Genomic DNA, 12,013 nt, shown 5'->3' with positions numbered 1-12,013 from the left:
CCGCCGCCGAGGGTTCCGGATCGGATGGGTGAGAGCCGAGACCCGCGCTCCACAAATAACGACGGCCGTTTCGGGTGACGAGTACATGCCGCGCCGCGAGCCGCGTCTTCGTCATCGGCGTCCTGCTGTCGATATGATAGGCGAGCAGTGCGATTTTCGCCCCGGGCAGCGGCGGTTGCTGCACGATGGAAACGGCGACGGGATTGTCACGCCGGTTCGCCGCGAGATCGCTGTCCTTGACTACCGCGACCTGATTCAGCGCATCGCTGAGGAAAATGCGCCGGAAAACCGCGCTGCCCGGGTCGAGGCCGAGCGATCTCTGAACGTCTTCATAGGCGGCCTGAACATGATGCAACTGGGCTTCGAAGGTGAGATGACCTGGAGGCACAATAACGATCTGATATTCTTCGTCGCCATCATCGCCGCAAAAGCGCTTAAAGCTGACGCCGTCTCGCGCAATAACCTTCAACATGCCTGTTCTCCCGCCATCGGCAGCGGCGACGGCGCATCGCGGAATGCCGTTTCACGGACCGGAATTGACATCCCCTGCCGGGGTCGCAGGCTGCGCCGGACCGAAGCGAAAACAACGTCGTCGCGGCTCCTCTCATGGAGCGTGGGAGTGAAGCGCGCCGCGCTCCCCCGGCTGATCAGCGGCGTGCGACCATTTGCTCTTGCCATCGGTCATGGCTAAATGGACGGGCTTGCGGGGGCCTTGCGAGCGGACGGGACAAAGGGCGTTTTGCCCAGCCTATCAACAGCTTGCTCAGCGGTGCTCGCGCCAATGTCGCTTGGCGCGGCAAAAAAAGGACGCCGTGCCGGTTTCGGCGCGACGCCCCTGAGCGTGATGGAATCAGAGTGCCCTTGCGATGCTTTCGCCGTATTACGTCCTGATCCCGAGCAGGCGATAGGCAGGGCAGAAGCCGATAAACGCGGTTGCGAGCGGAATGACGCCCAGCCAGCCCCACGGCGTCTGCGGTCCGACGTAAACGAGCGTGATGAGCCCCAGGCCAACAACGATCCGCAGGATGCGATCAAGTCCGCCGACATTGCTTGTCATGTAAATCCTCCACATTTCTTGATGCTGTCTGATGAATGGAAGCTATGCGTTCTCTCCCGGCCGGTCTGTGACTTAGTCACGCGAGCCCGGGTTTTCGCTCTTCTTGCGGAAGCGTCCGCTTCATTCTGTCGCCGATAAAAAAACCGGTTCGATCAGACGCGTACAGCCTGATCCAACCGGTCTCCAACCGTGCGAACGCGTTGCCGGAGCGATGCCGCTCAAGCGTCAGCCGAGCTTGATCTTTGCCTCGCCGGTAAACTCATAGGGCGGAATGTCGAGATTGCGCGGCGCGGGACCGCCCCGCACGCGGCCGAGCGTGTCGTAGATCGAGCCGTGGCAAACGCAGAAATAGCCGCCGTACGGACCGCGAGGATCGCCAGGGCTCTGGCCCTTCGGCACACAGCCAAGATGGGTGCAAATGCCCACAGCGATGAGCCAGTTTTCCTTACCGGGCTTCGTGATATTGGCTGCGCTTGCGGGAAGCTCCGCGGTCGATCCCAATAAGCGGGCGACCGGATCCTTGAGGTCGGCCACGTCGACGGCCTTCGCCTTTCCGATCTCCTCCGGCGTGAGATTGCGCACGAAGATTGGCATGCCGCGCCAGAGAACGGTAATGGCCTGCCCCGCCAGCACGGGCGAGATGTCGACCTCGATCGTAGAGAGCGACATGGTGGAAGCGTCGGGGTTCATCTGATCGATGAACGGCCATAACGCAACCGCCCCCCCCACGGCAGCGAACGCGCCGGTGGCAAGGTAGATGAAGTCCCGGCGCGATACGTCGCCTTCGATATCTTCAACAGTCGCGTTCATAAGAGCGACCCTCCTTCTCGAATGAAACGATTGAAGGCAAGGTGGGCTTCGGATGCGCGAATGTCTGTGACTAAGTCACAGAACCGTGATCGTTCGAGCGGGCAAAGTCGAAAAGCGCGCTGTCGGCGGGCACGGAAACCAGTCCGCGCCCGATCTTCACCCAGCCGCGGCGCTGAAATTCCTGCAATTGCCTGCTCACGACCTCGCGCGCCGTGCCAAGTTCGGTCGCGAGCTGATGATGCGTCGCCTCGACGTCGCCATTCGCGTTGCGAAGCTGCGCGAGTTTCTGCGCGAGCCTGATATCGACGCGCGAAAAGGCGATCTCGTCGATGATGCGAAACAGGTCGGTGATGCGGTCGCTGAAGGTCTTGAAAACGAACCGCCGGAACGGGGGCGACTGGGCGATGAGGTCCTCGAAAGTCGCGCGCGGCGTGGCGACGGCTTCGACGGCCGTCTCGGCGATGGCCTCCGCGCGGTAATCCTCGTAGCCGAGAATGCACGCCGTCGTGAGCGCGCAGCTTTCGCCCGCCGAGATGCGGTAGAGCACGATCTCGCGCCCGTTTTCCGACACCTGCTGAACGCGGACACTGCCACTCAATAGAATAAGGAAGCTGGACGGCGCCTGTCCCGGTCCGAAAATGCGCGTGCCCTCGGGCAGAGCCGCGAGCCGACTTTCATTCACAAGCCGGGCCCGGAGGGCGTCGGGAAGGTCATCAAGGGCCGGAAATTGGCCAATCCAGTCGGTCATCGAGAGCCGTCTTTCTGTAGCGGTCATGCGGGGCGCGCCTGGCGAAGGGCGATTACATAGCCATTTTTGTTGCTTTGCGCCGATTTAGATCAAACTTCGGTGCACAAATTTTAGGCACGCACTTCCCCAACTCGCCAGCAATCTGGTGAAAACCAATGCATCGTCACACAAATGCAACTCTTGGCAAGCTTCGGACAAGGAATCGCTATGTCGCCGTTGCGGCTGCCCTATAGCCGCGCAATAGTTCCCACGGGTGCATTGGGCAATTCAAGACGGAGTATATAAAAGTGGCACTTGGGGGTATTTCGAAAATTGGGGCGGGCTTGCTGGCTGGCGCGGCGCTTGCTCTTTCTTCCACCACGGCGATGTCGGCTGACCTGTACAGCGGCGGTCTCAAGGACGGCCCGGTTGCGGTCAACCCGTTCACGTGGTCGGTTTGGGCCGGTGGCACGAGCGACTATATCTTCCGCGGCATCTCGCAGAACCGCCGCGATGGCACGCTTCAGGGCGGCGCTGACGCTTCCTACGGCATCTTCTATGTCGGGACTTCGCTGTCGGGCGTGAACTTCGATTCCACCATTTCGGGCGGCCCTGATACGCATCTCGAAGTGGACGTTTACGGCGGCATCAAGCCGGTGTGGAACGGCATCACCTTCGACTTCGGCGTGATCTCCTACAATTACCCGAACCAGGCTCCCGGCTTCACCGAACTCAACTTCGTTGAGCTCAAGGCTGGCGCCAGCAAGACCCTGTTCAGCGACATCACCGGCGGTGTGACGTTCTTCTACTCGCCTGACTACACGGGCGAACTCGGCGGCGCACTTGCCATCGAAGGCACGCTGTCGAAGCCGATCTACAAGTATTCCGACGTCGACTTCACGCTGAGCGGCACGGTCGGTCATCAGATGTTCGAAGAAGACAAGGTCGGCGTGTTCAAGCTGAACGACTACACGTACGGCAACGTCGGCGTGACGGCAGCGTACAAGGCGTTCTCGCTCGACCTGCGCTATTGGAACACGACGCTTGAAGATGGCGATCTGCCGGGCGGAGATGGTACCGTCGGTCAGGCTGGCTCGGCGTTCGTTGCGACCGCGAAGGTCACGTACTAATCGCTTCAGCGACCCCTTCCGAATCTTCCGAAAAGGCCGGGGCAACCCGGCCTTTTTTCGCGCGAATCGCGCCTTCTCGCGAAACCGCGCGTCGCTCGCTGCTTAAATCGGCGCGACATGAAGCAAGATCTACAAAAGACGCTGGTTTGCGATAGGTTGTGCCCAAGCAAAACTTCGAGCGCGCGCATGATTCCATTAGGAGCGAACGCTCAAACTGGCGTAACGAGCTTCCCGCCCTTGCGAACCTTGTAATACGCCCATAGTAGCCGCGCGGCGGCGCTGCGCCACGGCGTCCACGCGTCAGACATCTCGCGCAGCGCCTGCGTCGAAGGCCGCGCATCGAGGTCGAACGCCAGCCGCATCGATTCCTGAAGCGCGACATCGGCCGCCGGGAATATGTCGGGGTGGCCCGCCGCGAACAGCAGATAGACTTCGGCCGTCCACGGTCCGATGCCCTTGATCGCGGAAAGCTCGATAATGGCGCGCTCCGCGTCCATCGCCTCGATGGCAGCGAGGTCGAGACCGCCCGACAGCGCCGCCTCCTGAAGCGCACGCAAGGTGCGCATCTTGGGCCTCGAATATCCCGCCTCGCGCAAGATTGTGTCGTCCGCCGCCGCAAGCGTTTCTGCGGTAATGTCGCCGAGCGCGCCCTCAAGCCTGCCGAAGATCGCGCGCCCCGCCGCGACCGAAATCTGCTGTCCGGTTATTACGAAGACGAGGCCCTTGAACCCCCGGTCCAGCCAGCGCACGGGAACCGGACCCGCCGCCTCCTTGAGCGGCGCGAAGGAAGGATGCACGCGGACCAGCTCTGCGATGTGTTGAGCGAGATCCTCGTCCGAACGGATGAAACGCATCAGGACTGCGGCGCTCCGACAGGCGCGGAGGCGGGAACGGCCGTGGCGTTCGCCAGCACGTCGCGAAAGAGCGCCTCGTCGATCCTGAAGCCATCCGCCTTCGTCTCGATCGGGCCCGCGAGATAGACGCCATAGTCATGCCCGACGAGTTGCGAAATGAGCCAGAAATTGTAGGTTGCATTCTTGACGCGGCACCCGCGCGCGTCGAGATCGGGGAAAAATTCCCGAACCTTCGTTCCCGGCTTCGCCCAGGCGATATGCGCAAGCCCTGCGCCGTGCGGTGCGACGACCGCCTCGGCATTGCGGAACAGCGCCACCTGCCGCTCGATGGGAAGCTTGCCAAGCACGACCCGTTCGAAACCGAAGCTCCTGAGAATCGGCATCAACTCGTGTTCGTTCAGCACGCGACGCAAGCGGGCATCGTTGCGGCTGATGTAAAGGCGCTTCGGATCGTCTGGCCGCTCAGCGCCGCCCGCAACGAACCGCCCGAGATCGTCAAGCCTCGCAAGCCCCAGCGGCGACTGAAGTCCGCGCGGATTGTGGGGCACTGGAACGTCCGCCAAAAGACGCGGCACCGTGGCCGCCTCATCCGGGCCTAGCGTCTCGATGGCATCGATCCCGTAGCGTTCCTTCAGGTAAGCGACGGTGCGCTCCTGAAACGGGCTCGGATCTGCATTGACGAGAAGCCCCGGCGTCTCCCCTGCCCGTCCGCTTTCAAGGAAAGAGAGCAGCGGCAGGATATAATTGCAAAGCCAATGGAAGATGTGGCCCCGCGCGGGGACGGGCGTCATCAGGTTGAACCACGGGCGCTCGGCGGAAAGGGTGCGCAGACGGTGCGGACGCGCGCGAAGGCCGCTCACCCAATTGTGCTGCGGCCGAACCGTGAGCAGCAGGCTGTCCTTCATCATCGCGCCGGCCCAGCCCGTTACGACGACGTCCTCGATCGTGTAGATGTGGTCGGTCAGTTGCAGCGGTGTCGGCGGAACGAGACGCAACGTCCTGTGCACATCCGGAAGCGTGGCATCGACATGGACCGATGGCAGGGCGACATCGCCCGATGCGACATCCCAGATCGGCTGCGAGTCGACCGGCAGAAGCCATCGGCGCTGAAGCGGCGGGAAGAGCCGCGCGGCCTGATCCGACAGGATGTAGCGCAGGCTTCGCGCCGTGAACTTTCCACGGTGGATGCGGCCTTTGTACTGGAGGGAAACCATCGTTCGGGCTCCGCATTTTCTTCGTGCATAAGCATGCCGGGTGTAGGCGCGCAAGCGAATTCCGGCGCGGACACCCGCTGCGAAGGTTCGACGCGGACGGATGGCAAGCCGCCAGCGCCCCTCCCCTCGCCGCTGCCACGCTCCGATGGCCATCGGTAGGCAGCTGGAAATTCACGCCTGAAAACCCGAAAATGTGCTTGTGCGACCGGCATCATGTGTTATGTAAACGGAATGCGGACGCCACTCGCGCTGTCCGCTATTCCCCGGTAGCTCAGTCGGTAGAGCAAGCGGCTGTTAACCGCTGGGTCGCTGGTTCGAGTCCGGCCCGGGGAGCCACCTTCCTGTTTCTGTTGATGTTTCAGGATGTGGCTTCGAGAAGGCCGGCTCCAGATGTCACCGCCATCGCTCGGCGCGGACATTGTCGGTCTGGTGCGCATCAACCCAGCGCCCACCTTCGCTTCCTTCCTCGAACTTCCAGAGCGGCGCGTCTGTCTTGAGGCGGTCGATGAGAAATTCGCAGGCCGCGAACGCTTCCGCGCGATGCCGCGCCGCTACCCCCACAAAGACGATGACCTCGCCAGGCAGCATGCGGCCCACGCGATGCACGATGCGAATATCCCCGACCGACCAGCGCCCCCTCGCCTCCTCCGCGAGAGCAGCAAGCGCGCGCTCCGTCATGCCGGGATAGTGTTCGAGCGTCAGCGCGGAAAGCATGCCGCCTTCGTCGCGGACGAGGCCGACAAAGGTTGCAATCGCACCCGTCCCCGCCGCGCGGCCGAGTCGGGCCATTTCTTCACCCGGATCGAATATGTCGGTTTGGACCCGGATCATTTGGCCTCCCTGTAGTTTGCAGCGCTCTTGAGGCGTCACGTGCATTTGCCCTGCGCATGCAATGTGTATCGCATGTCTGCGCAGAGCACTGATCGCATTCGATGACTCAAAAAACGTGAGTCGGTCGGAGCATGTCTTATCGCAAAACCGGTGGCCGCTTCCGCGTGTTCCACGGCAAATATGGTTGCGCCTGCCCTCCGGCCAAGGCTGTTCGCGCGAAAGCGAACGCGGCAGCCGGAAACCGTTGTAGATTGAAACGGCGGAACATCCGGGAGACCGACTTATGACACCAATCGGCATCGTCACCGTTTCGGACAGGGCATCGCAGGGCGACTATCGCGACGAAGGCGGCCCGGCCATCGCTGCTTGGCTATCGCGGGTGCTCGTCTCGCCGTGGCGGCCCGAGTCGCGCCTCGTGCCGGATGACCAACCGCGCGTCGAGGCGGCGCTGCGGGCGCTTGCCGATGACGATGGTTGCGCGCTCATCGTGACCACAGGCGGCACCGGCCCCGCCCCGCGCGACGTCACCCCGGAAGCGACCGCCGCCGTGTGCGAAAAGATGCTGCCGGGGTTCGGAGAATTGATGCGCCGCGAGAGCCTCAACGCCGTGCCGACCGCTATCCTGTCACGGCAGACCGCCGGTATTCGCGGCCGCTCGCTCATTGTCAACCTGCCGGGCAAGCCCGCCGCGATCGACGTTTGCCTTCGCGCCATCATGCCCGCGATCCCCTATTGCATCGATCTCATCGGCGGCGGACGCCTCGAAACGGACCCCGCTATGTGTGTCGCCTTCCGCCCGCGCTGACGGTCGAGAAAAGCGGGCCGCAAACGCCGCCCGCCTTTTATGCTCCAACCGCAGCGCAAGATTCTAGTCGAGACGCGCCGACACGAGATGCTCGGACAGGAACCACACCTGCAATTCGTGCAAGCGGATCAATTCGCTGACGAGAAGGTCGTTCGTGCCGTCGTCGCCCGACTCGGCCGCGATTTTCGCACCCTCCCGCGCTTCCGCCAGAATGTGCCGATGTGCTTCCAGCAAGCGCGTGATCTGCTTCGCGGGGTTCTCGCGGCCCTTGGGCGGACGGCGGATCATCGTCATCTCCGCCACATCGGGCGCCATCGCCACTTGCACGCCGCCGAGCCCGCTGATGCGCTCGGCGATGGTATCGACAAGCTCGTTCTGCTCGCCATAGTGCTTATCGAACAGAAGATGGAGCTGGTAGAAGGTCGGGCCGCTCACCTGCCAATGGTGCTTCTTGTACATGTCGCGCAGCGTAATCGTGTCGGCGAGCACCTGGTTCAGCGTCTCAATGCTCTGCGCGCGCACATTCTCGCCGAGCGAGATGGGAAGGTCGGTCAGCGTACCCCAGGGTTGCGTCTCCTGCCCCTTGTCCAGATCGAGATGCGGTTGCGCTTCGGGCGCGCGGACGACCTGCTTCGCTGCGTATTTGTCGCTCATGGCTGATATCGCCTCGTTCGTTGGGAAAGTTCCTCGGACAAGCTTGGAAGGCGAAAAATGTTCCGGCGTGGCCTTGGGCTTTAGCGCATGGTGGCAATGATATGCCTGCATGGGACGAGGAAATTGATCGCGCTTGAAGATAGATATGTCTTGCCGCCATCGTGCATTTGATAGTTATGAGGTCGAGCAACGGACGCCATGGAACAAACGAGCCTGCATTTCCGGGAGAACGCGACGCGCGCCCTCGCCGATCCCCAGCTTCAGCGCGCTTTGGGCAATGTGAAAACGGGCTTCATCCTGAAGCGCGCGGCCGCTCGCGCGTCGCTGCCGGAGTTCGACGCGCTGCGCGACGAGGCGACCGCGATCAAGACGCACGTCATCGACCATCTCGACATTTACCTTGAGGAATATGAGCGCCGCGTGCTGGCCTCGGGCGGTCACGTCCATTGGGCGAGAGACGCGGCGGAGGCGCGCGAGATCGTGCTCGCCATCTGCCGCGAGGCCGGTGCGAAGACCGTCACCAAGGGCAAGTCGATGGTGTCGGAGGAGATCGGCCTGAACGCGGCGCTCGAAGCGGAGAACATCCGGCCCGTGGAAACCGACCTCGGCGAATACATCATCCAGCTTCGTCGCGAAAAGCCGAGCCACATTATTGCCCCCGCCGTGCATCTGAACCGCGACCAGATCGAAGGCGACTTTCGGGCCGCGCATGTGGACCTGCCGCCGGAGCGCGACCTGTCGCAGATCGTCGAACTCGTCGGCGAGGCGCGCACCGTGCTTCGCCAGCAGTTTCTCGCCGCCGATGTCGGCATCACGGGCGCGAATTTCCTCATCGCGGAAACCGGCAGTTCGGTGATCGTGACGAACGAGGGCAATGGCGACCTGACCCAACTTCTGCCCCGCACGCATATCGTGATCGCGAGCCTCGAAAAGCTGGTGCCGACGCTCGAAGACGCGTCGACCATCCTGCGCGTGCTCGCCCGCTCCGCCACCGGGCAGGAGATGACGAGCTACACCACCTTTTCCACCGGCCCGCGCCGCGATGAAGACCCCGACGGACCGGACGCCTATCACGTCGTGCTGCTCGACAATGGCCGCTCGGCGATGCTCGGCACCGATTTTCAGGACATGCTGCGTTGCATCCGCTGCGGTGCCTGCCTGAACCACTGCCCGGTCTATGCGGCGGTCGGCGGCCACGCCTATGGCTCGGTCTATCCCGGCCCGATGGGCGCGGTGCTGACGCCGCAACTCACTGGCATCCACGACGCGGCGCACCTGCCCAATGCGTCAACCTTCTGCGGGCGCTGTCAGGCTGTGTGTCCGATGCATATCCCGCTGCCGAAGATGATGCGGCACTGGCGCGAGCGCGATTTTGCCGGCCAGTCGGCGCTCGCCACGCCGAAGCTCGCGATCAGGGCCTGGGCCTGGTTCGCGAAGCGACCGGGATTTTACCGTTTCGCCACCGCAGCGCAGGGACGTGTGCTCTCGCTGCTCCCCCGCTCGATGCTGGCGAAGCTGCCCCTTGCCAGGGGCTGGACGCCCTACCGTGTCCTGCCGAAGCCTGCCTCGCGCCCCTTCCTCGCGCAATGGGAAGCGCGGGAGCAGGAAAAGCTGCGCCGGGAAAGGCCGCATCATGGCTGAAAAAGTCTCGACTGAAAAGACTATGAGCGCGCGCGACGCGATCATGGCTCATGTGCGCAAAGGGCTTGGTGTGCGCGGCGATGAGCCGGGGCGGCGCGGCGTCGTTCAGACACGGCTCCGCAATCCCGTCGCGAACCTCATTCCCGAACGCGCCAAAGGCACGAAGCCGGAACTCGTGAAGCAATTCCAGACCATGCTGGAAAATGGCGGCACTGGCGTCGTTCGCGTCCGCACCTACAAGGGCGTGCCGGACGCGGTCGCGACCGCGCTTCGCGAACGTAATCTGCCGAGCCGGGTGCGCCTTGGCAGCGACCCTTTCTTCAGGACGTTCGAGGCCGAGCCGGGCCTGCTCGAAATCCTCGGCGGCGCGGCGGAGGCAACCGACCTCGTAGGCCTCAGCCATGCCTTCGCCGGCGCATCGGAAACCGGCACGCTGTTCCTCGCGTCCGGGCCGGACAACCCGTCGACGCTGAACTTTCTGCCCGAGCATCATTTCGTGCTGATCGACGCCAGCGACGTCTTCGGGTCGTATGAGGAGTGCTGGGTGAAGCTGCGCGGCGTTCTCGGCGCGGGCGTGATGCCGCGCACGGTGAACCTCATCAGCGGCGCGTCGCGCACGGCCGACATCGAGCAGACCATCGTCAAAGGCGCGCACGGCCCGAAGAGCCTTGCGGTGTTCATCGTCGGCTCCGCGCGCGAGTAGAGCGTGACCCGCAAAAGCGGGGCACCGTTTGCTATAAGGTCATGCTCATAAGGCGTCGGAATCGGGCGAGAGTCTTCGCGCGCGATTTCACGTCCCTTCGCAATGCCGCTCCGAGGCCGCCCGCAGCGCATTTTGATGCGCCGCTGCCACACACCTGTCATGAGACATCGCGATGGTGGGATACTGGAGGCGAAATACCTCCGGGAAGGGCACGGCCAAACCCCGCACCGGGCCCTTCCCCCCGCTCGGGATGCCTTCGCGGGAGGAGTGACGGATGCAGTGCGCCGCGCGCTACGGCGTCGACGCTGCTCGACCACGTGCGCCCCGCATGTCGATCGGCATCTCTGCGATCTAAAACGTCGCCATGAATTCGCGATAGCCCGGGTTCTGCCGGAGCAGGCTGCCCGCCGACGAGATGAGCAGATCGACATCATCCTTCGGCAACTTAAAACGCGTCGGGATCTTTTCGAGCCGCGTGCGCACGGACGCCTCGCGCATCTGGTCGAAGCTCACCTTCGACACGGTCAGCGTGAGGTCGCGGCAGTTCCACCCTTCGGTCGTGCCACGATACGAGACCACCTCGGGCGGCGTCAGCCCGCAGCGATATTCGATCATGCGGTCGCGCCAGTTTTCCATCTGCGCGACGAAGGCGTCGTAGGCCGCGCGCACGTTCGCATCGACCGCCGTATCGGATACGGCCTGAATGAGGTCCATCAGCTCGGGCGACTCGGCGCTTTTCGCGAGATCGCCTCCGGGCGGGCGGCCCGCATCGACCACCACGAACAGGAAGCGCTTGAGGTTCACCACCTGCTTCGGCGTCAGCGGCTCGTAAGGTTTCGTCGCGGCCGCGAGTTCGAGCACGAAGCCCGAGAGGCCGAGATTGTCCGTCATGCCGCCGTCGAGGAGCTTCACGAACTTCACGTCGGTCTTCTCGCGGTAGCGCTTCAGCGCCCCCGCCGACGCACGCAGGATCGCGGGAGCGCCCGCGCGGTCGGCCGAATAGGTCCAGTCCGGCATGTCGAAGCGGCAACGGTCGGCGTAATTCTCGATCACGATCGGTGCGAACACGAACGGCACCGCCGCCGACGCGGCCACGGCTTCGGAAAGCGGATAGCGGCGCAGATCCGAGCAGAGCGCGCCGAAGTTCGTCGGGTTATAGATGAAGGTCGTGCGGTTGTAGATGTCGGACGCGTTGATCCAGAGCTGCGGGCGACCGGGGCGCATCACGTCGCCGAAGGTTGCGCCGCGGAAGAGGTTCTTTTCGAGCCACGTCGGCAGACCCGACCGGTCGTTCACGCCGCCCTTGGCGAGCAGCATCAGGTTCGGCAGGTTGACGGAGGTCGAAAGCGAAGCCTCGACATCCTGCACCAAAAAACGCTTGCGGAAGTCGGAGAGGGTATCCCGCCCCTTGAGCGCGAAATAGGCCGCCGTGACGGACCCGCCCGACACGCCGGAGACGAGCGATACCTGATCGATGAGCGACTGCGATCCGACCTTCGAGCGCGCTTCCGTCCGGGCGAGTTCCTGAATCACGCCGAAGGCGAAAGCGCTGGCACGTGTGCCGCCGCCTGAGAAGCTGAGGCCGAT

13 protein-coding genes and 1 tRNA gene are annotated in these 12,013 nt (G+C 63.4%); 6 read left to right on the top strand and 8 right to left on the bottom strand.

What is annotated here, in order from left to right; genetic code table 11:
• Positions 1-691 (top strand): hypothetical protein (locus T281_RS18820; protein ID WP_210164076.1); only part of this gene is annotated, 691 nt, incomplete at its 5' end.
• Between the two features lie 189 nt (positions 692-880).
• Here T281_RS18820 and T281_RS12770 read toward each other — a convergent pair.
• From T281_RS12770 to T281_RS12760, 3 genes are all read right to left on the bottom strand, one after another.
• Complete coding sequence (locus tag T281_RS12770) at positions 881-1,057, bottom strand: YgaP family membrane protein (RefSeq protein WP_037239597.1); 177 nt, start codon at positions 1,055-1,057, stop codon at positions 881-883.
• A gap of 225 nt (positions 1,058-1,282) precedes the next feature.
• Positions 1,283-1,867, bottom strand: a complete 585-nt coding sequence (gene petA / locus T281_RS12765; protein ID WP_037239588.1) for a ubiquinol-cytochrome c reductase iron-sulfur subunit — start codon at positions 1,865-1,867, stop codon at positions 1,283-1,285.
• Positions 1,868-1,937: 70 nt separating this feature from the next.
• Positions 1,938-2,642, bottom strand: a complete 705-nt coding sequence (locus tag T281_RS12760; protein ID WP_245269238.1) for a Crp/Fnr family transcriptional regulator — start codon at positions 2,640-2,642, stop codon at positions 1,938-1,940.
• Between the two features lie 260 nt (positions 2,643-2,902).
• On the opposite strand from T281_RS12760, the gene T281_RS12755 reads away from it, so the two are divergent.
• Entirely contained in the window at positions 2,903-3,724 is an 822-nt protein-coding gene (locus T281_RS12755) for a TorF family putative porin (RefSeq protein WP_155955234.1), read from the top strand.
• A gap of 209 nt (positions 3,725-3,933) precedes the next feature.
• Here the strand turns inward: T281_RS12755 and T281_RS12750 are convergent, their stop codons facing one another.
• Both T281_RS12750 and T281_RS12745 read right to left on the bottom strand, forming a co-directional pair.
• A complete protein-coding gene (locus T281_RS12750) occupies positions 3,934-4,578 on the bottom strand; it encodes a DNA-3-methyladenine glycosylase family protein (protein ID WP_037239585.1) in 645 nt (214 codons plus the stop codon).
• Entirely contained in the window at positions 4,578-5,792 is a 1,215-nt protein-coding gene (locus tag T281_RS12745) for a glycosyltransferase family 61 protein (protein WP_037239582.1), read from the bottom strand. The genes T281_RS12750 and T281_RS12745 overlap by 1 nt, the downstream gene beginning before the upstream one ends.
• Before the next feature lie 260 nt (positions 5,793-6,052).
• Here T281_RS12745 and T281_RS12740 point away from each other — a divergent pair.
• Positions 6,053-6,128 (top strand) — tRNA-Asn (locus T281_RS12740).
• Positions 6,129-6,185: 57 nt separating this feature from the next.
• On the opposite strand, the gene T281_RS12735 is transcribed toward T281_RS12740, so the two are convergent.
• Positions 6,186-6,623: a molybdenum cofactor biosynthesis protein MoaE gene (locus T281_RS12735; RefSeq protein WP_037239579.1), complete on the bottom strand. Its 438-nt coding sequence runs from the start codon at positions 6,621-6,623 to the stop codon at positions 6,186-6,188.
• Between the two features lie 283 nt (positions 6,624-6,906).
• Here T281_RS12735 and mog point away from each other — a divergent pair, with 283 nt between their 5' ends.
• Positions 6,907-7,428: a molybdopterin adenylyltransferase gene (gene mog, locus T281_RS12730; RefSeq protein WP_037239576.1), complete on the top strand. Its 522-nt coding sequence runs from the start codon at positions 6,907-6,909 to the stop codon at positions 7,426-7,428.
• Positions 7,429-7,491: 63 nt separating this feature from the next.
• On the opposite strand, the gene T281_RS12725 is transcribed toward mog, so the two are convergent.
• Entirely contained in the window at positions 7,492-8,082 is a 591-nt protein-coding gene (locus T281_RS12725; RefSeq protein WP_037239573.1) for a Dps family protein, read from the bottom strand.
• A 198-nt stretch (positions 8,083-8,280) separates the two neighbouring features.
• Here T281_RS12725 and T281_RS12720 point away from each other — a divergent pair, with 198 nt between their 5' ends.
• The gene (locus T281_RS12720; RefSeq protein ID WP_037239571.1) at positions 8,281-9,723 is read left to right on the top strand and encodes a LutB/LldF family L-lactate oxidation iron-sulfur protein; all 1,443 of its coding nucleotides are present in this window, start codon (positions 8,281-8,283) and stop codon (positions 9,721-9,723) included.
• Positions 9,716-10,426 carry a LutC/YkgG family protein gene (locus T281_RS12715; RefSeq protein WP_081796788.1) on the top strand — a complete coding sequence of 237 codons (711 nt, stop codon included), beginning with the start codon at positions 9,716-9,718 and terminating at the stop codon, positions 10,424-10,426. The genes T281_RS12720 and T281_RS12715 overlap by 8 nt, the downstream gene beginning before the upstream one ends.
• Positions 10,427-10,777: 351 nt before the next feature.
• Here the strand turns inward: T281_RS12715 and T281_RS12710 are convergent.
• A partial coding sequence (locus tag T281_RS12710) for a patatin-like phospholipase family protein (RefSeq protein ID WP_037239568.1) occupies positions 10,778-12,013 on the bottom strand: 1,236 nt, incomplete at its 5' end.

This window comes from Rhodomicrobium udaipurense JA643, from assembly GCF_000636015.1.
GTDB lineage: Bacteria > Pseudomonadota > Alphaproteobacteria > Rhizobiales > Rhodomicrobiaceae > Rhodomicrobium > Rhodomicrobium udaipurense.
The sequence above is the reverse complement of the archived record's forward strand: the minus strand, read 5'-3'. Positions and strand labels throughout refer to the sequence as shown.

Coding starts and splice junctions, on each gene's coding strand:
- T281_RS12770 (WP_037239597.1), bottom strand. CDS start 1,057: ATGACAAGCAATGTCGGCGGACTTGATCGCATCCTGCGGATCGTTGTT.
- petA (WP_037239588.1), bottom strand. CDS start 1,867: ATGAACGCGACTGTTGAAGATATCGAAGGCGACGTATCGCGCCGGGAC.
- T281_RS12760 (WP_245269238.1), bottom strand. CDS start 2,642: ATGACCGCTACAGAAAGACGGCTCTCGATGACCGACTGGATTGGCCAA.
- T281_RS12750 (WP_037239585.1), bottom strand. CDS start 4,578: ATGCGTTTCATCCGTTCGGACGAGGATCTCGCTCAACACATCGCAGAG.
- T281_RS12745 (WP_037239582.1), bottom strand. CDS start 5,792: ATGGTTTCCCTCCAGTACAAAGGCCGCATCCACCGTGGAAAGTTCACG.
- T281_RS12735 (WP_037239579.1), bottom strand. CDS start 6,623: ATGATCCGGGTCCAAACCGACATATTCGATCCGGGTGAAGAAATGGCC.
- mog (WP_037239576.1), top strand. CDS start 6,907: ATGACACCAATCGGCATCGTCACCGTTTCGGACAGGGCATCGCAGGGC.
- T281_RS12725 (WP_037239573.1), bottom strand. CDS start 8,082: ATGAGCGACAAATACGCAGCGAAGCAGGTCGTCCGCGCGCCCGAAGCG.
- T281_RS12720 (WP_037239571.1), top strand. CDS start 8,281: ATGGAACAAACGAGCCTGCATTTCCGGGAGAACGCGACGCGCGCCCTC.
- T281_RS12715 (WP_081796788.1), top strand. CDS start 9,716: ATGGCTGAAAAAGTCTCGACTGAAAAGACTATGAGCGCGCGCGACGCG.